A 25385-nucleotide genomic window follows, 5' to 3' on the forward strand; every position below is an offset into this window, starting at 1 on the left:
CTACTCCTGTTCAGGACTTCGTAAGTAGTAACCAACGCCTCTTCTAGTAACAATCCATGTAGGGTGACTTGGATTATCTTCAATCTTTTCTCTCAAACGACGAATTGTAACATCAACTGTTCGAACGTCTCCAAAATAGTCATAACCCCATACTGTTTGCAATAAATGTTCTCGAGTCATTACTTGTCCAATATGTTTTGCTAAATAATGCAATAATTCAAACTCGCGATGCGTTAATTCAATTGTTTCATCTCTTTTTAACACCAAGTAAGCATCTGGTTGAATCGTAAGGGGACCAATTGTAATATCATTTGTTACAACTTCCGTATCTCCTTGAATTGTTTGATGTCTTCTCATATTTGCCTTTACTCGAGCAATTAACTCTCGTGTGCTAAATGGTTTTGTTACATAATCATCAGCACCTAACTCTAATCCAAGCACTTTGTCAATCTCTGAGTCCTTGGCAGTTAGCATAATGATTGGAAAATCATATTTTTTACGTATTTCTCTACAAACCTCCATACCATCTCGGTTTGGAAGCATAATATCCAATAGCATTAAATCAGGTTGAATTTCTTCTGCTTTCTTTAATGCTTCGTCCCCATCATAAGCACAAAATACTTGATAACCCTCTTTTTTCAAATTAAATTGAAGAATATCTGCAATTGGCTTTTCGTCGTCGACTACTAATATCTTTTTACTCATTGACTGAACCCCTTTTCGTAATATGTATATGAATAAAGTATATTATTTTTGCGTTCATTCTTTTACTCTAACATGCTTTGAAACTATACGCACCATTTTAAGTAGAATACAAAGTCGGCATGTCGAGGAATGTTGAATTATTTCCTGGGAAATGTAGAACAATAGCGAAATTCATCCATTTTGTACCGTTTAAACACATTTTTTCTGCTGAAATAAAACAAAAAGAGAGATAGTCTAGCTAGAGACTATCTCCTTAATATTTTCATTTTAAGACAGATAAAGGATTAATCGTAACTCCGTTTTTTTCTACTTCAAAATGTAAGTGAGTGCCTGTTGCACGTCCCGTACTACCCATATCACCTAGTTTAGAACCTTGAGGAACAACATCTCCTTCACTAACACTAATAGATGAAAGATGAGCATAAGTTGTCTTATAACCATTTTGATGATCTACTATTACTCTTTTACCGTAAGTTCCATCCCAACCTGCGGCTACAACGACACCATTATCAGTTACTTTGATCGTAAATCCGCTAGGACGAGCAATATCTATTCCTTCATGTTTTCGGCCCCAACGGTAACCCATTTGACTAGAAATATATCCACCTTCTGCTGGCCAAACAAAAACCCCTGATCCTCGAGAAGGAATAACTTTAGTACCTTTTAATACTATGTTCTCCTTTGGTTCTACAAGAATCGTTTCTTCTATAATAGATCGCCCTACTTGAATACCGTTTTTTTGACGTACTAAATAAGTCGCGATCTTTTTCCCATCTGAACCTTCTTGTTTTACCTTCGTATCTCCTTTATTCATCTCATCATTTTCTACTACAGTTTTAGTATGCTTTATTACCTCAACCAATTTTTTCTCGTATTGAACTTCTACATTAACAATAGGTTTTAAGACGGTAACATTTAAGACTTGCCCTATTTGTAATACTGTAGTATCAGTAATCCCAGGATTATTTTTCATTAGCTCTGCAGTCGAAAGGTTATACTTGCTTGCAATCTTCCCCAAAACATCTCCTGCCGTTACTTTATATTCTTCTTGTTCTAGTGTTCCATCTAATAGAAGTTTTACAGCATCTTCTGGTGTTACAATTTTCTCTGGTGTTACACTTACTGTAACACCAGAAACTTTCTCTTCTAAAATTATATCTGCAATTCGTGTTTCATCTTCTTTCAATTCGGGTAAAGATTCATGAGGACTCTTTCTTTCTTCTAGTAGGTTTAACTCTTCTTCCGTAACAAAATGCAGTTTTAGTTTACGAATAACTTCTTGATATGCATTCAAATCTTTGACGTAGACGGCCATCTCGTCATTGACAGATAATGCAAACGCAGTTGCTTCTACTTCAATTATTTTGACTAACTTTTTAAGGGTTGCTTCATCATTGGTGGATTGTGTAAAAACTTGTTCAGGTACAATAGATAGATTGGAACCTGCTTTAATGGAGAAATCTTCGTACTGAGTACTTGTAGCTTGTTCTTTTTGTTCTATAATCTTTTGTATCTCTTTTTTATCAGATAATGTTCCTACATATTGGCCATTAGAGTATATATGATAGACTTCTTTTAATGTGCTTTTTTTACCTTCGTTTGCAAAAGCCATATTAAAGGATAAACACGAAATTAGTAGAATTGATACGGCTACTTTTTTCATCATCTTTGACTTTCCGTTTGAAAGAACATCTAGATGACTATCAGTTTGTTCCTCATTCTTTCTTTTCAAAAACATGATAAAGCCCCTTCCAAATTCATAAATAGTTAATATCTCTTTTTTCATGCTATTCTAATTTAACACAATTAATATAAATATGGGCACGAAAAGAACGTATTGTAAAGAAACTGTATAATTAAATCCTTATTTTTCATTTATTAACCAGAAAATTACTGTTTTTATTGATTTGGCTTAATTTATAGCTTTTATAGTTTACTTTTCACCAAAATAACCATTTTTTATACATATACTCTTTTTATTCAATGTTATATTTGTCATAATAGGAGATTATAATTATTTTATATTTACCTTTTCGACAAAAAACACAAAAAAACCGTTACGAAGTGAATTACTTCTAACGGTTTTTTAAAGGTTAAGGAAACATGTGTTTTTTTACTTAGTAAATACAGACACCTACGCATCGCAAAAACAATATGGCTGATGGGTAGACATAGACCTTCTACTTTTTTATCCTAACGCCAAACGCTTGAGATAATGTTAGTTTGTGTACGATCTGGTCCTACCGAGAATATAGAAATTGGTACACCGGTCAGCTGAGAAACACGTTCTAAATAATGACGAGCCGTTATTGGCAGTTCATCTAATGTTTTGCAACTTGTTATATCTTTGCTCCAACCTGGTAGCTCCTCGTATACTGGTTCACATTCAGCTAGCATACGAAGATTTGCTGGATACTCAGTAATTAGTTCCTCTTTATATTTGTAAGCAGTGCAAATCTTAACAGTTTTCAGTCCTGTTAATACATCAATGGAGTTAACCGTTAAATCAGTTAGACCACTTACACGTTTAGCATGTCTAATTACCACTGTGTCAAACCAACCAATACGACGTGGACGTCCTGTAGTAGTTCCATATTCTTTTCCTACCTCACGAATTTGATTTCCTACATCATCAAAAAGCTCAGTTGGGAAAGGACCATCACCTACACGTGATGTATATGCTTTACATACTCCAACGACATGATTAATTTTAGTTGGACCTACACCTGCTCCAATTGTTACACCACCTGCAACAGGATTCGAAGAAGTAACGAATGGATATGTCCCTTGGTCAATATCCAGCATTACTCCTTGGGCACCTTCAAATAATACGCGACGACCTTCATCTAGTGCATCGTTTAATACTTTTGAAGTATCCGTTACGTATTTTTCAATCTCTTGGCCATAGTTATAAAATTCTTCTAAAATCTCTTCTACCGTAAATCCTTCTGTTTCGTAAAATTTTTCAAACATTCTATTTTTTTCATCTAAATTGCGCTCTAATTTTTCTTTAAATACTTCGTAGTCGAGAAGATCTGCAATACGAATACCAACTCGTGCAGCTTTATCCATATACGCTGGACCTATCCCTTTACCTGTTGTTCCAATTTTATTTGCACCTCTACGTGCTTCTTCTACTTCATCTTGTTTTAAATGATAGGGTAAAATAACATGGGCACGATTGGAAATACGTAGATTTTCAGTTGCGACACCACGATCATGTAGACCTTTTAGTTCTTTTACAAGAGCTCTTGGATCCACTACCATACCATTTCCAATAACTGAAATTTTATCTTTGTAAAAAATACCTGAGGGGATAAGGTGAAGTTTATATGTTTCTCCTCCAAAAATTATTGTATGCCCAGCATTGTTACCACCTTGATATCGTGCGATGACCTCTGAATTCTCGGATAGAAAGTCTGTTATCTTTCCTTTTCCTTCGTCTCCCCATTGCGTACCTACTACAACTACTGATGGCAATGCCAACACCTCCGTCAGACATTTTATATGTCCTGATTTTAATCAGTGTAATTGTACCAATCTAGCACTTGTGCGTCAATTAATTTCACTTAAAAACACGAACGAATAAATGTCTAAAACATCTATCGTTCGTGTTTATGTCAAAAAATATGAAAATACAACTCTTGAATTTTGTCATTCTCCCCGTTTAGCAGAAAATGTGCTTCACCCAGCGCCACTCACCGAAAAAGGTGGCCGCTTGCCTTACGCTGGCGGTGCTTGATGTTGACTCCAGTCGATATTGACGAATTTGTTAAATTCCTTCACAAAAGCAAGTGTTACAGTTCCAGTAGGGCCATTACGTTGTTTCGCAATAATTATTTCAATCATATTCTGATTTTCTGTTTCTTTATCGTAATAATCTTCTCGATATAAGAAAGAAACAATATCCGCATCTTGCTCGATTGAGCCGGATTCACGTAAATCGGACATCATTGGTCTTTTATCTTGCCTCTGCTCCACTCCACGTGAAAGCTGAGACAATGCAATGACAGGGACTTTTAGCTCTCGTGCAAGTCCTTTTAACGAACGTGAAATTTCGGAAACCTCTTGTTGTCGATTTGCCTGGCTACCGCCACTACCTTGAATAAGCTGCAAGTAATCGATTAATATCATGCCCAAGCCATATTCTTGCTGTAGGCGACGGCATTTGGATCGTATTTCATTTACACGAATACCAGGAGTATCATCAATAAAAATACCGGCATTTGATAAACTCCCCATTGCCATCGTTAACTTACGCCAATCCTCTGTTGTAAGGGCACCTGTACGCAAAACTTGCGCATCAATATTCCCCTCCGCACAGAGCATACGCATAACTAACTGTTCTGCACCCATCTCTAAACTAAAAATAGCAACATTTTCATCTGTTTTTGTTGCAACATTTTGCGCAACATTCAGTGCGAATGCGGTTTTCCCTACAGATGGACGAGCAGCTACAATGATTAAATCATTTCTTTGGAATCCAGCTGTAATTCGATCCAAATCTCTAAAACCTGTTGGAATACCTGTTACATCGCCTTTTCTTGAGTGAAGTTTTTCGATATTATCGTATGTTTCCACTAAAACGTCTTTAATATGTTGAAAATCACCAGCGTTTTTTCTGCTGGCAACTTCCATCATTTTTCGTTCAGCCTCAGCTAGCAAGGCTTCTACTTCATCTTCTCTTGTAAATCCATCTTCAACAATGCTTGTAGCTACTCGAATTAAACGCCGCAAAATTGATTTCTCTTCTACAATTTTTGCGTAATGCCCGATGTTTGCAGCTGTTGGTACTGCATTTGCAATCTCACTAATGTAAGAAATACCACCCACATCTTCTAATTCTTTTTTGGCAGAAAGTTCTTCTGTTACGGTAACTACGTCAATTGCTTTTCCTTGATCACTTAAACGAAGCATCGTTTGAAAAATTTTCTGATGCGCTACTCGAAAAAAGTCTTCTGGCATAATTATTTCAGCAGCGGTAATTAATGCTTGCGGTTCTAAAAATATTGCTCCAATGACAGACTGTTCAGCTTCTTGGTTATGTGGTGGCACACGGTCCAATAATGGATCGCTCATTGACCTCTCTCCTTACGCTTCTACTGTTACATGCACTTTTAATGTAGCCACTACTTCATGATGAAGTTTAACTGGAACATTTGTAAATCCTAATGCGCGAATGGCATCATCTAACTCCATTTTACGTTTATCCAGTTTAATGCCATGTGTTTTTTCTAATTGGGCTGCAATTTGTTTTGTCGTAACGGAACCAAATAAGCGACCGTCATTTCCAGATTTTGCTTTCAGTTCAACTGTAAGTTGTTCTAGAACGTCTTTTAATTTTTTTGCTTCAGCTAATTCTTCTGCTGCTTCTTTTTCGGATTTTTTCTTTTGTCCTTCTAATGCACTAATTGCTGCTGAGTTTGCCTCAACTGCAAGGTTATTTTTTAATAAGAAATTATGTGCATATCCGTCAGCAACGTTTTTGATTTCACCCTTTTTACCTTTTCCTTTTACATCTTTTAAGAATACTACTTTCATTCTGTTGTTCCTCCTTCTAGTGTCTCTTCTATTGCTGTTTTAAGTAGTTGATTAGCTGCTTCAAGATTTGTATTTTCTAATTGGCAAGCAGCATTTGTTAAATGTCCGCCTCCATTAAGCTTCTCCATCACCAGCTGGACATTTAAGTCTCCCAATGATCTTGCACTGATCCCGATAACAGTATCACTTCTTTGTCCTATTACAAAAGATGCCGTAATATTATTCATCGCCAGCAAAATATCGGCGGTTTGAGCAAGTAGGACTTGGCTATAAGATATATTTTCTGCTCCATGAGCAATGGCAATACCTGCTTTAAAAAATTCAACGGTTTGAATAATCTTGGAACGTTCCACATACGTATCAATATCTTCTTTTAAAAGTTTCTGTACTAGCACTGTGTCTGCTCCATGCGTTCGAAGATAAGAGGCTGCTTCAAAAGTTCTAGCCCCTGTACGCAGTGTAAAACTTTTGGTGTCCACAATTATACCTGCGAGCATCGAGGTTGCTTCGAGCATTGTCATTTTTTCATTTTTAGGCTGATATTCTAGTAATTCAGTAACTAATTCCGAAGTGGATGATGCATACGGTTCCATATATACGAGCATTGTATTCGATATAAACTCTTCGCCTCTTCTGTGATGATCTATTACAACAATTTTCTCTGCCTTATTTAGCAATTTCTCATCAATAACTAGACTAGGTTTATGTGTGTCTACAACAACTAATAGTGTTTTATCGGTTATTTTATTTATCGCTTCTTCCGGACTAATAAAACGCTCATAAAGCTCTGGCTTCTCTTTTATTTCATCCATTAAACGAAGCACACTTTTATCTAATTCATTAAAGTCAATGACCACATAGCCTTCTACTTTATTCATCTCAGACATTTTTCTAACTCCGACAGCCGATCCAATTGCATCCATATCCGGCATGCGATGTCCCATGACAAATACCTTATCACTATCTTGTATTAAATCTCTAAGTGCATGGGATATAACTCTTGCTCGTACTCTGGTTCTTTTTTCTACTGGGTTAGTTTTTCCACCGTAAAACTTTACTTTTCCATTTGGGTTCTTTATGGCTACTTGATCTCCACCTCTACCCAATACTAAATCTAAGCTCGACTGTGCTAATTCACCTAGCTCTACTAAGGAAGTAGATCCAGCCCCAACCCCAACGCTTAGCGTTAGGGAAAAACCAAATTTGGATGTCGTTTCTCTAATGTCATCTAATATAGAGAATTTATTCTTTTCTAACTCTACTAGAATAGATTCATTAAATACAGCTAAGAAGCGATCAGATGAAATTCTTTTTACATAATTTCCATACTTTGCGCCCCAATCATTCACACAAGATGTTACGATACTATTTAACTGACCTCTTGTTTGATCATCCATGCCTTGTGCAATCTCATCATAATTATCAATAAATAAAACACCAATAACCGTTCGATCACCGTAGTATAATGACTCCATTTCAATTTGTTCCGTAATATCAAAAAAATAAAGTAATTTCTCTTCTGCCTTATAGAGTACTTTATAGTTATTGTTATCTATAGAAATCGTTATTTCTTTTGAGTCCTCTTGTTTTATAAATTGTTGAAAATCCTTTGATATAGAAAGAAGCTCCTCACCAATAATCGTATCGAAAGGAAGCTTTTGTGTCATATAAGGATTTGCCCATTCAATCATATATTGATCGTTTATCAATAAAATACCAATTGGCATTTCTAACAAGGCTTCCTCACCAACTTTTTTCATTCGATAAGAAAGTGTTTCAATATGTTTTTCTGTTTCTTCATAAACTCGTTGTTCTAAAGTCCACGCGTAAATAGAAACTCCAATAACTAATATAGCAAATAATAACCCAACTAAAATGCTGTTAGACAGGATTAAATAAGATGCAACCCCACCGAGAAGCATAAACAAAACGAGTGGATATCGAATTGGTCGTTTTCTAAAAAAAGACGCCACTTGATCAGCTCCTTACTTTTTGTACCTGCCTTTTAAATAGCTTCGTAAATTAAATCCTAAGTCAAATACACCTACTATTATTGTAAACGTATGAAGTGGTACCGCAAGAAATGTTACGATTACCGCAAGCCATTTGGGGTAGCCAAGTACATGAAAATAATAATGAATTAGTGAAACTCCTTGTAAAAACAGAAGTGCCCTTAATATAAGTAAAGCATTAATGCTTGCTAAATAACCAAATGATCCAACCTCGAAAGAAACAAACAATGAGAATAGGGATACGATTAAATAATACCATAACACTGCTTTAGGAAGTCTAAAATCCTTGAACTTCGAAAATTTAGGGACTTCTAATTTCAATCTTTTCAACAACGAAAGATTAATCGCTAAATAAATAAAGGCTGTGATAAACACTCCTCCAATAAAATAAGAAGGCATAATCATTTTAGCAATTAATAACGCTTGAGTTACCTGTTCATCATAATCCTTTGGCAACTGTCCCATCGAAGACATAATATTTCCTACTTGGTCGTAGTATATTTCAAAGCTTTCAAATAGTTGCTCCAGGACATTAATATTCAATACCCAAATAGATATTATGTATTGTAGGGCTGTCATTAGTAATAAAAAAATTCCAGAAGCCATTAGCAAATATACCTTTGACTTTTTGTTTCTTATTGTATCTCCTATGATAAATCCTAATGGGGCAACAATTAACGCAAATAACGCGCCAAAAACACCACCGATTATAAAGGAAATTATTATACCGATTATCGTAACCCATGAAGCTTGTTTTCGCTCGAATTTAGCACTATACCAAGCAATTGGTAAAGGTACGATAAAAGAAGTAATGAAACCAACAAACGGAACATATACGGACATTGCCAATAGAATAGAAAATAGTGCAATCATCATTGCTCCATAAGTTAAATAGCTTGTCTGATTTTTTAACATAAAGTACCTTCCTTTGTTGTATTCATCTATCCATTGTAACAGAATTCCTACTACAACTAAAATCCCTTATATCTTCGGTTTCATTTTATATAAAAAGTTCATAAAAAAAAGACCGGTTTCCCGATCCATTTCATTTATAAACTTATCTCTCTTCAGAAGAGAATGGTAGTAAAGCCATGATACGAGATACTTTGATAGCTCGTGTCAATTTGCGTTGGTACTTCGCGCTTGTTCCTGTCACACGACGTGGAAGAATTTTCCCACGTTCTGACACGAATTTTTTCAACAAATCTACATCTTTATAATCGATGTTTGTGATGTTGTTAGCAGTGAAGTAACAAACTTTACGGCGTCTTTTGCCTCCGCGACGTGGTGCCATAATAGGTTGCCCCCTTTTCGATTAAAGTAAAGTGCGTGAAGTCATTTTAAAACGGTAGATCGTCATCCGATACTTCGATTGGCCCGCTACTGTTTGCAAATGGATCTTCATCAACACGTGTATAATTTTGCTGATTCATTGGTTGGTTTTGCTGATATGTCGGAAATGAATTTTGTTGTTGTTGCTGCTGTCCGCCACCAGTTGGTTGTCCACCTTGGCTTCGTTCACCAGAACTACTACGTGGTTCTAAAAACTGAACACTGTCTGCGACAACATCCGTCGTATAAACACGTTTTCCATCTTGTCCTTCATAACTGCCTGTCTGAATACGCCCTTCAACCCCAGCTAAACTTCCTTTTTTCAAAAAGTTAGCCGTGTTTTCCGCTTGCTTTCTCCAAACAACACAGTTGATAAAATCAGCTTCTCTTTCACCTTGTTGGTTGGAGAATGTTCGATTAACAGCTAGTGTAAATCTTGCCATTGCAACACCACTTGGTGTATAGCGAAGTTCCGGATCTTTTGTTAGTCTTCCAACTAAAACGACACGGTTAATCATCAGTATATAACCTCCCTCATTCAGCTTTTGTTAGTCGATTATTTTTTATCGTCGATACGAACAGCAATGTGACGGATAATGTCTTCATTGATGTTAGCTAAACGAATGTATTCATCGATTGCTTTAGAATCAGAGTTTACTTTAACGATTTGGTAGTAACCTTCACGCAAGTCGTTGATTTCGTAAGCTAAACGGCGTTTACCCCACTCTTTTGCTTCGATGATTTCTGCACCATTTGAAGTTAAGATTTCGTTGAAACGCTCAACTAAAGCTTTCTTCGCATCTTCTTCGATTGCTGGTTGGATAATGTACATTAATTCGTACTTTCTCATCTATTTACACCTCCCTATGGTCTTTGGTCAACTGATTACAGCCGACAAGGAGCAAGTAATGCTATTACTCACATCAATGAATTGTAACATAAATAAACTATTAAAACAAGTTTCGGTTTCAGTTACTATTGTTTTCACATTTCATGTATATTTATTTTAACTTATTCAGCACCGATTAAAGACGGTTGAATAAAGTTAATGTCTTGTCGTATTTTATATGAAGGAGTTGCTTATGGAAAATAAAGAAGATGTCTTATCTATTATTGAAATAGACTTAAAAAAAATTGCTTGGTCTAGCTTATTTATGACAGTATTTCTATCCATTATTGGTTTAATATTTTATAGTTGGCTACATGATGGCTTTGCGATAACTTTTTCATTCGTTGATTTCCTATTATTTTTCATTGGCTATGTATCACTTATAGTTTTACATGAATTTTTCCACTTAATTGGATTTTGGTTATTTGGAAAAGTTCCATGGCGTAGTATGGATTATGGTCTTAATCTTAAACTGGGTATTGCTTATGCAACAACTAATATATCATTACCAAATAAAGCAATGAAAAAAGCTTTGCTATTACCCTTTTGGACAACAGGAGTTCTTCCAATGCTTTTAGGCTATTTCATAGAATTACCAAGTTTGATTTTATTAGGAGCTTGGTTAATTGCAGGAGCTGCCGGAGATTTTGCTATGTATAAAGAGCTAAGAAAATACCCTGCAGATGTACTGATTAAAGATGATCCAGTAATGCCAAAATTATACGTACTGAAATAATGAACATAAGAAAAGCGCAAGCACCCTTTAAGTGCACCTTGTCTTCTCTATTTCTAGAGTGCTTTGGACGAAACATTTGCTACACTATTACCGCAGGAATTTTTGTGGATGGAGAAGTGACTGCGTCACTTCTCCATCCACTTTTTTTCGATAATCTTGTGGCGGATGTTTGTCCGTCGCCTTCTTGAAATTTGGAGAGACAAGGTGCGTAAGGCTTGGTTAATGAGAGATTAGATGCTTTCCTATTCTTTTAAAAGCGGACGAAGATGCAATTTCGTCCGCTCAGCGCTTCTTTATCAATGAATACTACCTATTTTTTTCAGGCCCACCAATTCTAATCATCTACCCGCTGATTCATGATACTGTGTACGATAAAAATAAAAACATATAGGAAATCCTGCTTAAGGAAGACACCATTAAAATCACTTCAAGTCTTTGTGAATACTGGATTTCTAGTATATCAATTTCATATACTTTCTTATTAGGAACTACTCACTTAATGGATTGTAGTGAAAGGTGGCGACTCCAGCGGGATGAGTGAGACAGGTGTGCCATCGCAACGACGCGAATGCGGCGGTGATGGCTCATCGCTCACCCCGCGGAACGCGTCCACCTGAAACGGAAATCAGCGGTATTCTTTAATTCTTTAAAGTACTATGAACACTGGTTTCGCAGGTTGATAATCCATATACTTTCTTATCTTTTGAGAAAAATGCAAGCGTCCTTTAAGTGCTTCTAGTCTTCACCATTTTCCACCTCGCCAGCAACCTGTGGATGACACTAAGTCGCTGGTATAAAGAACAAGCCCTGAGCAGTTTAATTTCATACACTCTCTTTTCATTAAAAAATCAGGTCAGCAAATTTGCTAACCTGATTTTTCTTACACATTAAAACGGAATAACATAACATCTCCGTCTTGTACTACATATTCTTTTCCTTCCAAACGGACTTTCCCAGCTTCTTTTGCTGCACCCATCGAACCAGTAGCTACTAAATCATCGTAAGCAACTGTTTCTGCACGGATAAATCCTTTTTCAAAATCAGAGTGAATGACTCCTGCACATTGAGGAGCTTTCATCCCTTTACGGAATGTCCATGCACGTACCTCTTGAACACCTGCGGTAAAGTAAGTAGCAAGACCTAGAAGTGAATAAGATGCTTTAATTAATTGATCTAAACCAGATTCTTTAATCCCTAATTCTTCTAAGAACATTGATTTTTCCTCATCTTCTAGAGCTGCCATCTCTTCTTCAATTCTCGCACAAATAACGATTACCTCTGCTCCTTCGTCTCCTGCAAATGCACGTACTTTTTCCACGTATTCATTTTCATCAACTGCCATAATATCGTCTTCTGATACATTAGCAACATAGAGCATTGGTTTTATCGTTAACAAATGAAGACCTTTTACTACACGTAGCTCTTCTTCTGAAAAGTCAACAGAACGACCAGATTTTCCAGCTTCAAAAGCTTCTTTTAAACGAGTTAAAATCGGTTCTTCTACCATTGCATCTTTATCTTTTTGCTTAGCCATTTTTGTCACTCGTGCTAAACGTTTATCAACGCTTTCTAAATCCGCTAAAATTAATTCTAAATTAATTACTTCAATATCTGAGATTGGATCCACTTTTCCAGATACATGTGTAATATTTTCATCATCAAAGCAACGTACTACTTGGCAAATTGCATCTACTTCTCGTATATGAGCTAAGAACTTATTTCCAAGTCCTTCCCCTTTACTAGCACCCTCTACAATACCTGCGATATCCGTAAATTCAAATGCTGTTGGAACTGTTTTCTTTGGTACTACTAACTCTGTTAATTTATCTAAACGAGCGTCTGGAACTTCCACAATTCCTACGTTTGGATCAATTGTAGCGAACGGATAATTTGCAGCAAGTGCTCCCGCCTTCGTTATTGCATTAAATAGTGTGGATTTACCTACGTTTGGTAATCCTACGATACCTGCTGTTAATGCCATCTATTCCCCAACCCTTCTATTTTCTTTACCATATCATTTTATATATAACCTGTTAATTATATTGATTTCACTGTTAAAAGTCTATCCTTACTCAGTATCTCTTTGTATGATAAGTCTTTTCATCTTTTTTTCAAATTCTTTTCTTGGAATTAATACACTATGCTGACAGCCTTCACATTTTATACGAATATCCGCACCCATACGTATTATTTTCCACGCATTGGTCCCACAAGGATGCTGTTTTTTCATTTCTACAATATCATTCAATTGAAATTGTTTACTTTCCATTTCATTCACCTACTTATTCTTGACATTAGACTACAATCATTTCGGGTTATGGAATTTTAATGCCCTTTTGTTCAAGAAATTCTATTAAATCTCTTCGTATATTTCTAGCAACTCCACTTTGTTGCATTGGTTTAGTTTCTGCAGCAATTCGAATAACTATTTCAGATGAACTAAAACTTTGTACACCTAGATAAGTTGGAGACTTAATAAGTTCTTCATATTTAGTTGGCAAAGCTTGCAGAAATTTTTCTATACTCTTTTCTAATTCTTCCATGTTTGTTTCATAAGCAACACTTACATCTATTAATGCTTTCGAGTTATAAATAGAAAAATTAACAACTACAGAAATACTACCATTTGGAATAGTATGCAACTCACCTGTATAGCTCTTTAATTTTGTAGTCCTCAAACCAATTTCTTCTACTATTCCTGTAGCTGTACCAATTTGTACTTGGTCTCCTACAGCAAATTGATCCTCAAATACAATAAAAAAACCTGTAATAATGTCTTTCACTAAACTTTGTGCACCAAAGCCTACAGCGAGACCTACAATTCCTGCACCTGCCAAAAGTCCAGTTACATTAATATCAAAAACAGATAATATCGCTATAATAGCTGTAAAATATACGACATTTTTCAAAATATTTTGTAGCAACTTCATTAATGTAGTTTGCCTACGTTCAGAATACGCTAATGGACTTCTTTCTCTTACTAGAAAAACATGTTTAATTATCCTTTTTCCAAACCTTACAATAATAGACGATAAAATCAAAATTACTATTACTTTCAAGACTATCTCTCCAAGATTTATCCAAGTCTCTTCGTTTAATAACATTTTTTCTATATAAGGTATTGTAAAATCCTTTTTCATAACGTTCTTTTTGTCACCTCACTGAATAAATAGTTTGTTATTTACATATACTGACTTAAAAAGAAAGCGAGTCTATATATGAATTCTCAAGCTGCAACTTTTAAAGAATCAACTACTATTAATTATAAAGAAACAGGTGTTGTTTGGCGCTTAAGTAACCATTTCTTAGAAAGTATCCCTTTTGACCATCCAAACTTGGTTTTTTGTTGTATTGGAACTGATCGTTCTACGGGTGATGCACTTGGGCCAATGACTGGCTCCTTTTTAACTCAGCTTTCTTCTTTTCCTTTTCAAATTGTAGGGACACTCGATAATCCATTACACGCTCTAAATATCGAAGAAATTACGCAAGAATTAATTAACTCCCCTTCAAAACCATATATTATTGCTATCGACGCATGCTTAGGAAACTCAGGAAACATTGGCCAAATTATAGTCCATCCAGGACCTCTATACCCTGGTAAAGCAGTAAAAAAGGAGTTATCACCAATAGGTGAGGTTTCCATTAAAGCAGTTGTAAATATTGGAGGCTTTATGGAATATAATGTTCTACAAAGCACTCGTTTAAACATTACATTTGAAATGGGTAAAGTTATTTCACGTTCTCTTCTTCTAGCTTGGCATCGATATAATTTAAAAGTTATAAATAATAGTGACACCGATCGCAACCACAATTAAGCTTGGTAGAAGATTAGCAACTCTTATTTTTGTTATACCTAGTAAATTCAATCCGATTGCAATAATCATAATCCCTCCAGTAGCTGTCATCTCTTGAATAAATAAGTCAAGTGCAGCTGCTGGAATTAGTTTTGTAATTTGAGTTGCAAAAAGTGCGATCGCGCCTTGATAGACAGCTACAGGTATAGCAGATAAAATAACCCCTATTCCAAGTGTTGCCGATAGGATAATAGAAGTAAACCCATCAATAATTCCTTTACTAATTAATAACTCATGATCATTTTGCAGTCCACTATTCAAAGCACCTAATACACCCATTGCGCCAATCACAAATATTAAAGTACCTGTAACAAATCCTTGGGCAATACTACCACCCTGTGATTCTTTAGAACCAAATTTTCGTTCTATATTATTTCCTAATCTATTTAACCACTTATCTAAGTCGATCCATTCTCCGATGACTGCTCCAAATACTAAACAAATAATAACCAACACAAAATTATTACTTTTCAAACCCATTTGGATACCTAAAACTATGACCGCAATTCCTATCGCATTCATCACTGTTTGTTTCATATTTTCAGGAATATTCTTTAGAAATCTTCCAATGATCGAACCTATGATTATTAATATTGCATTTACAAGCGTACCTAGTAAAACCATACTTATTCCTCATTTCACTATAAAAATGAAAGAGCTTGTTCTCTTTAAAGTAAAGACTAAAAAGCTAATCATTCTTTTATTACTTACTTCTATCTAAAAATTCAACCTATTTCTAGAAACAACTAGAAATAGGTTGCTTTAGTCTTCTAATAATTGTAGTATTCTTTCTAAGTCGTCATCGGAATAAAATTCGATTTCTATTTTACCTTTATTTTTGCTTTTAGTAATAGAAACTGAAGTTCCAAATATCTCTCTTAACTCTGTTTCCTTTTCTACAGTAAATATATCTTTTTTTTCTTCTTTTATTGTTTCACGTGGAACATTATCATTTAAACGTTGCACCAATGCCTCTAATTGACGAACATTTAAATTTTCTTTTAAAGTTTTCAACATTATTAACGGTATATTCTTTTTCTTTTTTAAACCAAGCAAAGCCTTGCCATGTCCCATGGATAGTTCACCATTAGAAATAGCATTTCTAACTTCGGCCGGAAGAGATAATAATCTTAAGTGATTTGCGATATGTGGGCGACTTTTACCTAATCTAAATGCAAGTTGTTCCTGCGTTAAATTTAAATTTTCCATTAGATTTTGATAAGCTTCCGCTTCCTCTATTGCCGTCAGATCTTCTCTTTGGAGATTTTCTAAAATCGCAATTTCCATCATTTGCTGATCGTTTAATTCACGAACTACTGCAGGTATTTCTTCTAAACCAGCAAGTCCGGAGGCTCTAAATCGTCTTTCCCCTACAACAATTTCATATTTAGAACCTTTTTTTCTAACAATAATTGGTTGCAATACGCCATGTTCTTTTATTGATTCTGATAAATCTGCCATTGCCTCCTCATCAAATACTTTTCTAGGCTGAAATGGATTTGGTTTAATCTTTACTAAATCAATCTTTTCAACTTTTTCTAAATGATTAAAATCTTCTCCCGGAAACAATGCATTAAGTCCTTTACCCAATCCTTTAGCCATTACGAATCACTTCCTTCGCTAAATCTAAGTAAACCTCTGCTCCTCTGGACTTTGGATCATAAATAATAATTGGTTCACCGTGACTTGGTGCCTCACTTAAACGAACATTTCTAGGAATAATCGTCTTGTATACTTTTTCTTGAAAATACTTCTTAACTTCTTCTATTACTTGAATACCTAAATTAGTACGAGCATCAAACATTGTCAAAAGAACTCCATCAATCTCTAAGTTTTTATTTAAATGTTTTTGTACAAGTCTAATTGTACTTAACAGCTGACTAAGACCTTCTAATGCATAAAACTCACATTGTACTGGAATAATAATAGCATCAGATGCAGTTAAAGAGTTTATCGTTAATAATCCTAACGAAGGTGGACAATCAATGATTATATATTCATATTTATCCTTTACTTCTAAAAGTGCCCGTTTTAATCTTACTTCTCTTGAAATAGTAGAAACAAGTTCTATTTCAGCACCCGCCAATGAAATAGTTGCAGGAACAATATATAAATTTTCAACTTTTGTTTCTTGAATTGTTTCTAATACGTTTACATCATCTATTAATACATCATATATACATTGATTTACTTCGCCTTTATTTACACCTACTCCACTTGAAGCATTTCCTTGTGGATCAATATCAACAAGTAATACCTTTTTGCCTAAATATGCAAGGCAGGCACTTAGGTTTACCGATGTAGTTGTCTTTCCTACACCACCTTTTTGGTTAGCTATTGCAATAATTCTCCCCACTCTTGCACCTTCTATCTTTTGTATTTATCTGACTCTATTTCATTCTACCAAATTTTCAAAGAAATTTGGGTGTTATTCTTGTAACAAAAAAAAAACTCTCACAAATATTTGTGAGAGTATGAATAAGAATAAATATATTATGATTTCTTTTTAGGGATTTTTACTGTAATTTTATAAAATTCTTCTGTGTCTTCTTCTTCAGTTTTAATATTTATTCCACTTTTAGTTACCATGGATAAAGAGTGCTTGATCGTATTTAACGCAATTCGAACATCTTTACTAACGGCTTTTCGTTTAGGCTTAGCTAATTTTTTATCTTCTTTGCTCGGAGGATTTAGTAATTCATCTACTTTTTCTTCCAGTTGCTTTACATTCCAATGTTTTTCTTTAGTCATGTTCATTAACTGAATTTGAACATTTTTTTCCTTTATTTGCATTAAAGAACGTGCGTGTCGTTCGGATAATTCTTTTTTCATAATTGCTTCTTGAATTTCTACTGGCAACTTTAATAATCTCAGTTTATTAGCAACTGTAGATTGTCCTTTTCCCAGACGTTGAGCCAATGCTTCTTGGGTTAATTCATGTAATTTCAATAATTTTTGATATGCTACTGCTTCCTCTATTGCAGTTAACTCTTCGCGTTGTAAGTTCTCTATTAATGCAATAGAAGCTGTTTCTTTATCACTTAAATTACGAATTATTGCTGGCACCTCAGCCCATTGTAATTTAGACATTGCTCTAAATCTACGTTCCCCAGCAATAATTTCATATCTATCGTCATCCATCTTTCGAATAACAATTGGTTGAATAACACCATGAGTATGGATTGTACGCGCTAATTCTTCTATTTTACCATCATCAAATACAGTTCTAGGTTGATACCTATTTGGTACGATTTTATCAATTGCAACATTTACAACTTCCTCTAAATGATTTTGTGTTGGTTCCACAATTTCATCTTGTCCTTGCTTTTCGGAACTTCCAAAAAAACGTGAAAAAGGACTTTTCATCTCTCAAGCACCACCTTTTCGAAACTCTTTACACTAAATATTCACGATAAAATTACAATACTATAAATGTTTCACGTGGAACGTTCCTCATTAAATAATAGGTGTTTTGTTTGGAATACCAGGTTTTCGAGGGTATCTTTTCGGTGTGCTCTTTGTTTTAGAAAAGACATACAACATTCTTTCACTATCTTCTACTGGTAAAAGAAAGGAATACTCTGCACTTTTTTCTGAACCTAATATTTGAAGAGCTTTATTTGCATCTTTTAGTTCATCTAATGCACTTGCTGCTTTCATTGCTATAAAACGACCACCTATTTTAACTAGTGGTACACATAGTTCAGCAAGGACGGACAGCCTTGCAACTGCTCTCGCTGTAACAATATCATACTTTTCTCTATATTCAGCATTTTGTCCGAATTCCTCTGCACGTGCATGGACAAAATTCACATTTGACAATTGTAATTCCTTGCTAAGGTGTGTTAAAAATTGAATTCTTTTATTTAAAGAATCCACTATAGTAACCTTTAAATCGGGATAACAGATCTTTAAAGGAATACTAGGAAAACCAGCTCCAGCCCCTACATCACACACGGAGTACGAGCCAGTAAAGTCTTCATAAAAAGAAGCACTAATAGAATCAAAAAAATGTTTTAAATATACAGAAGGTTCATCTGTAATTGCGGTTAAATTCATTTTTTCATTCCATTCAACAAGTAATTCGAAATATCTTTTAAATTGCTGTACTTGTTTAGTATTTAGTTCAATTCCTTTTTCATGAAGGGCTTGAATGAATTGTTCTTCGTTCATGTAGTTCTCCTTATCAATTTAGACTACCCAGTAATTTTCGCAATTTTTCCCTGTTCAATATAAATAAGTAAAATTGAAATATCCGCTGGATTTACTCCTGAGATTCTAGATGCCTGTGCAATAGACAATGGTCTAACTTGCTTCAATTTTTGTTTAGCTTCTGTTGCTAATCCCGAAATTGCATCATAATCAATTTGATCAGGAATCTTTTTGTTTTCCATTTTTTTAAGTTTTTCTACTTGCTGCAGAGACTTTTCAATATATCCTTCATATTTCACTTGGATTTCCACTTGTTCTTTCTCTTCAAATGACAATTCCAATTCTGTTGGTGCGAGTACGGCAACTAAATCGTAGTTCATTTCTGTCCGTTTCAGTAAATCTACTGCGCGGATACCATCTTTTAATTCGCTTCCTTCCACACTGCGAATTAAAGCTTGAGTTGCCTCATTTGGTTTAATCATCAATGTGCGCAAACGTTGTAATTCATTTTCAATTCGTTGCTTTTTCCCTAAAAATCTTTCATAGCGCTCTTTGGAAACAAGTCCTATTTCATATCCCATTTCCAGAAGGCGTAAATCAGCATTGTCATGACGTAATAACAAACGATATTCCGCACGAGATGTTAATAAACGATAAGGCTCATTTGTCCCTTTTGTGACTAAATCATCTATCAATACTCCAATGTAAGCATCCGATCTACTTAACACTTTCTCTTCTTTTTTGAGTACTCTTAATGCTGCATTAATTCCGGCCATTAAACCTTGACCTGCAGCTTCTTCATAACCAGAAGTTCCATTAATTTGTCCTGCAGTATACAAATTTTTAATTTTTTTTGTTTCAAGTGTTGGCCAAAGTTGTGTTGGAACCATTGCGTCGTATTCAATTGCGTAGCCTGCACGCATCATCTCTGCTTTTTCAAGACCTGGAACAGAAGCAATTAGGCGACGTTGTATATGCTCTGGAAGACTAGTTGAAAGTCCTTGGACATATACTTCTCGTGTATTTCTACCTTCAGGCTCTAAAAATATTTGATGTCTTGGTTTATCACTAAAGCGAACTATTTTATCTTCAATTGAAGGACAGTATCTTGGTCCAGTACCTTTAATCATACCTGAATACATTGGAGATAAGTGTAAATTTTCGTTAATAATTTGATGGGTCATTTCCGTTGTATATGTCAACCAGCATGGTAATTGATCCATAATAAACTCCGTAGTATCGAAACTGAAAGCTCTTGGAACATCATCTCCAGGTTGGATTTCTGTTTTACTATAATCTACTGTTTTACTATTTACACGAGGAGGTGTTCCTGTTTTAAAACGAACTAAATCGAAACCTAAATTACGAATACTATCCGCTAATTTTATAGAAGGTTGTTGGTTATTTGGACCACTTGAATATTTCAAATCTCCAATTATTATTTCACCGCGTAAAAAAGTACCCGTCGTAATAACAACTGTTTCAGCTCTATAAATAGCACCTACTTGTGTGACAAGCCCGATAATTTTTTCATCTTCCACGAGTAATTCCTCTACTACCGCCTGATGAATAGTTAAATTTTCTTGCTCTTCTAATAGTCGTTTCATTTCATTTTGATACAGTACTTTATCTGCTTGCGCGCGAAGTGCTCGAACAGCAGGTCCTTTTCCGGTGTTTAACATTCTCATTTGAATATGTGTTTTATCTATTACTTTTCCCATGGCACCGCCTAATGCGTCAATTTCACGCACAACAATTCCTTTAGCTGGCCCTCCGATGGATGGATTACACGGCATAAATGCAATCATATCAAGATTAATTGTTAAGACAAGGGTTTTTGCGCCCATTTTAGCTGATGCTAATGCCGCTTCCACACCTGCATGTCCTGCTCCAACAATAATCACATCGAACTTGCCTGCTTCAAAGTTTGGCATGTTCGTAACTTCCTCTCATTTTTTATTTCCCTAAACAAAATTGTGAAAATAACTGATCAATTAAGCTTTCTTCTACTGAATCCCCAATTATTTCACCTAATATTTCCCAAGTCCTTGTTACATCTATTTGAATCATATCTACAGGTACATCATTATGCGCTGCTTCTATGGCATCTGTTACGGTTGCTTTTGCTACATGTAACAAAGAAATATGTCGTGCATTTGAAACATAAGTTAAATCGGATGCCTCAATAGAGCCCTCGAAAAATAAAGAAGCAATTGCCTCTTCTAATTCAGTTACCCCTTCTTCCTGTAATAAAGAAGTTGTCACTATTCGCTTATCTCCAGCTAAATATTTTACTTCATCTAAATCAATTTCGGTAAGTAAATCTGTTTTATTCACAATCACAATGCAATCCATACTTTCAATTGCTTCAAATAATCTATAGTCTTCTTCCGTTAAGGATTCAGCATTATTTAAAACTAGTAGAATAAGGTCGGCTTCATTTAGTACTTGCCTAGACTTTTCTACCCCAATTCGTTCCACAATATCTTCTGTTTCACGAATACCAGCAGTATCTACTAATTTTAAAGGAACTCCACGTACATTTACATACTCTTCTATAATATCTCTAGTTGTTCCTGCTATATCTGTAACAATTGCTTTATTTTCTTGAATTAAACTATTTAACAGAGATGATTTACCTACATTAGGTCTTCCAATAATAGCAGTTGAAAGTCCTTCCCGCAAAATCTTTCCTTGAGATGAAGTAAGCAATAATTTCTCAATTTCTTCTCTAACCCATGTACATTTATCAATCATCATAGGGAGAGTCATTTCTTCTACATCATCATATTCAGGATAATCAATATTCACTTCTACTTGTGCTAATGTTTCTAGTAGTGCTTGCCTCAATGTTTTAATAAGCCTAGATAATCGCCCATCCATCTGTCCTAACGCAACATTCATCGCTTTATCTGTTTTTGCTCTAATTAAATCCATGACAGCTTCCGCTTGTGATAAATCAATTCTCCCATTTAAAAAGGCACGTTTTGTAAACTCACCAGGCTCTGCAAGACGCGCTCCATGGATTAAAACTAATTGTAGAACGCGATTAACTGAGACTAGTCCTCCATGGCAATTAATTTCTACAACGTCTTCTCTTGTAAAGGTTTTAGGACCTTTCATAAGGGATAACATTACTTCTTCTACAACTGCATCCAATCTAGGATCGACTAAATGTCCATAATGAATCGTATGTGATGCTTGACTCTGCAAATCTTTTCCGTTTGGTGAACGAAAAATTTTATTTGCTATTAATATTGCATTAGGTCCACTAAGTCTGACTATAGCAATAGCACCTTCTCCAAGTGGAGTTGAAATAGCAGCTATTGTATCGAATTCCACAAGCGTCCACCTCCTTACAAATAGTTACTTATCCACATGTGAATAAGTTAAACGAACATGACTATCTAACATATAACAATAACACAAATTGATCTAAATCAGAAGTACAGAAGATTTTATTTCTGTGAATAAAAGTTATCAACAACTTCGAAATCTAACTCTCCATAAGAAAAACGGATTTTAACTTATAAAAAGCTAAAATCCGTTCAGCATTATTTTATGGGTTCAAGGACTAGATAACGATTTGGATCTGTTCCAACTGAGTATGTTTCAATATCCACTCGGACAGATAAGGCATTATGAATTATTTTTCTTTCAAAAGAGGACATTGGTTCAAATTCTACTTTGATACCAGTTCGAACTGCTTTATCTGCCATCCGTTCAGCAAGTTGTTCTAATGATTCTTGTCTTCGCTCACGGTAATTTCCAACATCCAATTTAATAATAATAAACGAATTAGAAAACTTATTTGCAACTAGCTGAGTTAAACTTTCAAGGGCATTCAATGTTTGTCCACGCTTCCCAATTAGTAAAGCTGCTTTTTTACTATTTAAGTGAAGATAAACAAATTTTCCATCTTTCTTTTGCGTAACAGATAAATCATCGATTTTCATTTCTTTCCCTATTTCCAGAATATAGTTAACAGTTTCCTCAATTGCATCATTATTTGTAAGTTGTGAATCCATTTCAACATTCTTATTAATAATAGGGATAGTATTTTCTTTGGTTGATTCTTCTAATTTCTCTATTGCATGTAAAACTTCTTCTATCTTTTCATCATTTTTTAGAACAGTTACTTGAACAACTGCAGGTTTAAATCCAAATCCTAGGAAACCTTTTTTACCATCATCTAATACTGTAATTGTCACTTCTTGTTTGGAGACCCCAAGTTTTTCTAATGCAACAGTTATAGCTTTTTCTTTTGTAGGTGCAGTTTGTGTAATCTGATTCATTTTTTTGCCCCTCCTATTTTGACTGGTTCAGCCTTAGGTTTATTCCAAGGTTTATAAATGAATAAATTTTGAAGAATAGAAATAATATTTCCGATAACCCAATATAGTGTTAATGCAGCAGGTAAAACTGTACCAAATCCAATAATCATAAATGGCATAATGTACATCATTATTTTCATTTGAGGATTATCCATCGCTGGACCAGTTCTCAACACGAAAAATTGCATTAAGCCAGCAAGTACTGCCAAGGTGATACTTGGATCTGCCAATGCAAACCCTAAAAAACTACCTAAATCAATTTGAGGCGTATTATTCATTCGGCTAATTGCATGATAGAAACCAATAAGAATCGGCATTTGAACAAAAACTGGTAAACAACCAGCAGCCGGATTAATACCTCTTTCTTTAAATAGAGCCATCATTTCTTGCTGATACTTTTGTTGCGTTGCTGCATCTTTTGAACTGTACTTCTCTTTTAATTTTTTTAATTCTGGTTGGACTTCTTGCATATTTTTAGAACTTTTTGTTTGTTTAATCATTAATGGCAATATTGCTAAACGTATAATAATAGTTACAGTAATAATACCTAAACCATACGTACCAAGCAAACCTTTAAAAAATGTAATTGCTGAAACTAACGGCCAAACAATATAGTGATTCCAAAAACCTTCAGAATCTACATAAATGGGTTCTTTAAATTCCGAACAACCAGCTAGTAATGCAATTGTAACTACTAATAAAAATAGCAAAGATAATCTTTTTCTCAACCTTCTTCCCCCTATTTATAGCAAAAATATATATTCATTCTATCTTACCATTTAACAGAAAGTCTTCACTAGCTTTTCTTTTTGATAACCATAGCTATTTTCAACACATGTTCAAGACTTTTCTTTGTTTCATGAAAATCTAATTTGGCCGCTGGATTTCTAGCGATAATAATATAGTCCTTGGTTGGAGACACTTGATCCTTTAATTCTAAAAAAGTTTGTCGTATATATCTTTTTATACGATTGCGAACAACTGCATTCCCTACTTTTTTACTTACAGATAAGCCAACTCGAAAATTTTCCTGTTCCATCTCTAAACAATAAACAACAAACTGCCTGTTTGCATATGATTTTCCTTTTTTAAAAATTGTCTGAAACTCTAGATTCTTTTTTATTCGCTGATTCTTATTCATCTGTTCACCTGCTTCAACTATTCTTTATAAAAGAAAAAAAGACCACTGAAATGGTCAGTGGACTTATGCTGATAATACTTTTCTTCCTTTTGCACGACGGGCTGCTATTACGCGGCGACCGTTTTTTGTACTCATACGAGCGCGGAAACCGTGATTTTTGCTACGCTTACGGCTATTTGGTTGGAATGTACGTTTCATCTATATGACACCTCCTGAGTGATCATCTTAAAAAACTCCTTAGACAGTCTCCGATATTATATATAAAATACATGTCATTTGTCAATTATTTTTTCTAGTCCAGCTTTTACTTCTTATAAGAAGTTATCCACAATTCCTTATGATTTCATAATTTTGGCCTGTTGATAAAAAAAACCCTCAAAAAATTATCCACAACGCTTATGAACATGTTTTGAACATACTCATACCTTGTGGACAACTCTAACTGTTAATAATTCATTTTTTGTGGATAACTCTTAATTCTCTTGTAATATGGTGGTTTTTTTGATACGATATTTGTGTTTTACTTTTCTTAATGAATTCCACAGCGAACTATTATCCACAGCTGTTAATAATATGTGGACAAGTTTTTCCACGGACGTTTATAATGTTTATCCACAGAAGGTGGATTTGTGTATATCTTATTTTATTTATACATATTTATTATCCCAAAAAAGGAGATTAGATTA

Annotated in this window: 27 protein-coding genes; 3 read left to right on the forward strand and 24 right to left on the reverse strand. The window is 34.8% G+C overall.

Annotated elements, in window-relative coordinates; all coding sequences use genetic code 11:
• The 3 genes from yycF to ACEPXD_RS19680 form a co-directional block, all read right to left on the reverse strand.
• Positions 1-705: a response regulator YycF gene (yycF, locus tag ACEPXD_RS19670; RefSeq protein ID WP_391118704.1), complete on the reverse strand. Its 705-nt coding sequence runs from the start codon at positions 703-705 to the stop codon at positions 1-3.
• A gap of 262 nt (positions 706-967) precedes the next feature.
• A complete protein-coding gene (locus ACEPXD_RS19675; protein ID WP_391118707.1) occupies positions 968-2443 on the reverse strand; it encodes a peptidoglycan DD-metalloendopeptidase family protein in 1476 nt (491 codons plus the stop codon).
• Between the two features lie 455 nt (positions 2444-2898).
• Positions 2899-4185: an adenylosuccinate synthase gene (locus ACEPXD_RS19680; protein WP_391118709.1), complete on the reverse strand. Its 1287-nt coding sequence runs from the start codon at positions 4183-4185 to the stop codon at positions 2899-2901.
• 109 nt (positions 4186-4294) lie between these two features.
• Here ACEPXD_RS19680 and ACEPXD_RS19685 point away from each other — a divergent pair, with 109 nt between their 5' ends.
• On the forward strand, positions 4295-4447 hold the full coding sequence (locus tag ACEPXD_RS19685) for a hypothetical protein (protein ID WP_391118710.1): 153 nt from the start codon (positions 4295-4297) through the stop codon (positions 4445-4447).
• On the opposite strand, the gene dnaB is transcribed toward ACEPXD_RS19685, so the two are convergent.
• From dnaB to rpsF, 7 genes are all read right to left on the reverse strand, one after another.
• On the reverse strand, positions 4429-5784 hold the full coding sequence (gene dnaB / locus ACEPXD_RS19690; protein ID WP_391118712.1) for a replicative DNA helicase: 1356 nt from the start codon (positions 5782-5784) through the stop codon (positions 4429-4431). The genes ACEPXD_RS19685 and dnaB overlap by 19 nt on opposite strands.
• A gap of 12 nt (positions 5785-5796) precedes the next feature.
• Positions 5797-6246: a 50S ribosomal protein L9 gene (gene rplI, locus ACEPXD_RS19695; RefSeq protein WP_391118714.1), complete on the reverse strand. Its 450-nt coding sequence runs from the start codon at positions 6244-6246 to the stop codon at positions 5797-5799.
• The gene (locus ACEPXD_RS19700; protein WP_391118716.1) at positions 6243-8219 is read right to left on the reverse strand and encodes a DHH family phosphoesterase; all 1977 of its coding nucleotides are present in this window, start codon (positions 8217-8219) and stop codon (positions 6243-6245) included. Before ACEPXD_RS19700 ends, rplI begins: the two co-directional genes overlap by 4 nt.
• A gap of 12 nt (positions 8220-8231) precedes the next feature.
• Positions 8232-9173 carry a YybS family protein gene (locus ACEPXD_RS19705; protein ID WP_391118718.1) on the reverse strand — a complete coding sequence of 314 codons (942 nt, stop codon included), beginning with the start codon at positions 9171-9173 and terminating at the stop codon, positions 8232-8234.
• A 142-nt stretch (positions 9174-9315) separates the two neighbouring features.
• Complete coding sequence (gene rpsR, locus ACEPXD_RS19710; protein WP_142608051.1) at positions 9316-9552, reverse strand: 30S ribosomal protein S18; 237 nt, start codon at positions 9550-9552, stop codon at positions 9316-9318.
• A 46-nt stretch (positions 9553-9598) separates the two neighbouring features.
• A complete protein-coding gene (ssb, locus tag ACEPXD_RS19715) occupies positions 9599-10108 on the reverse strand; it encodes a single-stranded DNA-binding protein (protein ID WP_391118721.1) in 510 nt (169 codons plus the stop codon).
• Positions 10109-10146: 38 nt separating this feature from the next.
• Entirely contained in the window at positions 10147-10440 is a 294-nt protein-coding gene (gene rpsF, locus ACEPXD_RS19720) for a 30S ribosomal protein S6 (protein ID WP_151701887.1), read from the reverse strand.
• 232 nt (positions 10441-10672) lie between these two features.
• On the opposite strand from rpsF, the gene ACEPXD_RS19725 reads away from it, so the two are divergent.
• Positions 10673-11215: a DUF3267 domain-containing protein gene (locus ACEPXD_RS19725; protein WP_391118724.1), complete on the forward strand. Its 543-nt coding sequence runs from the start codon at positions 10673-10675 to the stop codon at positions 11213-11215.
• An 880-nt stretch (positions 11216-12095) separates the two neighbouring features.
• Here the strand turns inward: ACEPXD_RS19725 and ychF are convergent.
• The 3 genes from ychF to ACEPXD_RS19740 all read right to left on the reverse strand — a co-directional run bounded on the left by ychF (position 12096) and on the right by ACEPXD_RS19740 (position 14355).
• Positions 12096-13196, reverse strand: a complete 1101-nt coding sequence (gene ychF / locus ACEPXD_RS19730; protein WP_391118726.1) for a redox-regulated ATPase YchF — start codon at positions 13194-13196, stop codon at positions 12096-12098.
• Between the two features lie 87 nt (positions 13197-13283).
• Positions 13284-13484, reverse strand: a complete 201-nt coding sequence (locus tag ACEPXD_RS19735) for a DUF951 domain-containing protein (RefSeq protein WP_391118728.1) — start codon at positions 13482-13484, stop codon at positions 13284-13286.
• A gap of 46 nt (positions 13485-13530) precedes the next feature.
• A complete protein-coding gene (locus ACEPXD_RS19740) occupies positions 13531-14355 on the reverse strand; it encodes a mechanosensitive ion channel family protein (RefSeq protein WP_391118730.1) in 825 nt (274 codons plus the stop codon).
• 78 nt (positions 14356-14433) lie between these two features.
• Here ACEPXD_RS19740 and yyaC point away from each other — a divergent pair, with 78 nt between their 5' ends.
• Positions 14434-15033, forward strand: a complete 600-nt coding sequence (gene yyaC, locus ACEPXD_RS19745) for a spore protease YyaC (RefSeq protein WP_391118732.1) — start codon at positions 14434-14436, stop codon at positions 15031-15033.
• On the opposite strand, the gene ACEPXD_RS19750 is transcribed toward yyaC, so the two are convergent.
• The 11 genes from ACEPXD_RS19750 to rpmH form a co-directional block, all read right to left on the reverse strand.
• Positions 14989-15696: a DUF554 domain-containing protein gene (locus ACEPXD_RS19750; protein ID WP_391118734.1), complete on the reverse strand. Its 708-nt coding sequence runs from the start codon at positions 15694-15696 to the stop codon at positions 14989-14991. The genes yyaC and ACEPXD_RS19750 overlap by 45 nt on opposite strands.
• A gap of 138 nt (positions 15697-15834) precedes the next feature.
• Complete coding sequence (locus ACEPXD_RS19755; RefSeq protein ID WP_391118736.1) at positions 15835-16674, reverse strand: ParB/RepB/Spo0J family partition protein; 840 nt, start codon at positions 16672-16674, stop codon at positions 15835-15837.
• Positions 16667-17428 (reverse strand): ParA family protein, encoded by a 762-nt coding sequence (locus ACEPXD_RS19760; RefSeq protein WP_391118738.1) that lies wholly within the window; start codon positions 17426-17428, stop codon positions 16667-16669. Before ACEPXD_RS19760 ends, ACEPXD_RS19755 begins: the two co-directional genes overlap by 8 nt.
• A gap of 137 nt (positions 17429-17565) precedes the next feature.
• Positions 17566-18438: a nucleoid occlusion protein gene (gene noc / locus ACEPXD_RS19765; protein ID WP_391118740.1), complete on the reverse strand. Its 873-nt coding sequence runs from the start codon at positions 18436-18438 to the stop codon at positions 17566-17568.
• A 90-nt stretch (positions 18439-18528) separates the two neighbouring features.
• Positions 18529-19245 (reverse strand): 16S rRNA (guanine(527)-N(7))-methyltransferase RsmG, encoded by a 717-nt coding sequence (gene rsmG, locus ACEPXD_RS19770; RefSeq protein WP_391118742.1) that lies wholly within the window; start codon positions 19243-19245, stop codon positions 18529-18531.
• A 23-nt stretch (positions 19246-19268) separates the two neighbouring features.
• A complete protein-coding gene (gene mnmG / locus ACEPXD_RS19775) occupies positions 19269-21158 on the reverse strand; it encodes a tRNA uridine-5-carboxymethylaminomethyl(34) synthesis enzyme MnmG (RefSeq protein ID WP_391118744.1) in 1890 nt (629 codons plus the stop codon).
• Positions 21159-21180: 22 nt separating this feature from the next.
• Complete coding sequence (gene mnmE, locus ACEPXD_RS19780) at positions 21181-22566, reverse strand: tRNA uridine-5-carboxymethylaminomethyl(34) synthesis GTPase MnmE (protein ID WP_391118746.1); 1386 nt, start codon at positions 22564-22566, stop codon at positions 21181-21183.
• Between the two features lie 212 nt (positions 22567-22778).
• The gene (jag, locus tag ACEPXD_RS19785) at positions 22779-23519 is read right to left on the reverse strand and encodes an RNA-binding cell elongation regulator Jag/EloR (protein ID WP_391118748.1); all 741 of its coding nucleotides are present in this window, start codon (positions 23517-23519) and stop codon (positions 22779-22781) included.
• Complete coding sequence (yidC, locus tag ACEPXD_RS19790; RefSeq protein WP_391118750.1) at positions 23516-24286, reverse strand: membrane protein insertase YidC; 771 nt, start codon at positions 24284-24286, stop codon at positions 23516-23518. Before yidC ends, jag begins: the two co-directional genes overlap by 4 nt.
• A gap of 68 nt (positions 24287-24354) precedes the next feature.
• The gene (gene rnpA / locus ACEPXD_RS19795) at positions 24355-24699 is read right to left on the reverse strand and encodes a ribonuclease P protein component (protein WP_391118752.1); all 345 of its coding nucleotides are present in this window, start codon (positions 24697-24699) and stop codon (positions 24355-24357) included.
• Between the two features lie 63 nt (positions 24700-24762).
• Positions 24763-24897, reverse strand: a complete 135-nt coding sequence (rpmH, locus tag ACEPXD_RS19800; RefSeq protein WP_387584337.1) for a 50S ribosomal protein L34 — start codon at positions 24895-24897, stop codon at positions 24763-24765.
• Between the last annotated feature and the right edge of the window lie 488 nt (positions 24898-25385).

The sequence above is a fragment of the Psychrobacillus sp. L3 genome, assembly GCF_042945595.1.
Taxonomy (GTDB): domain Bacteria; phylum Bacillota; class Bacilli; order Bacillales_A; family Planococcaceae; genus Psychrobacillus.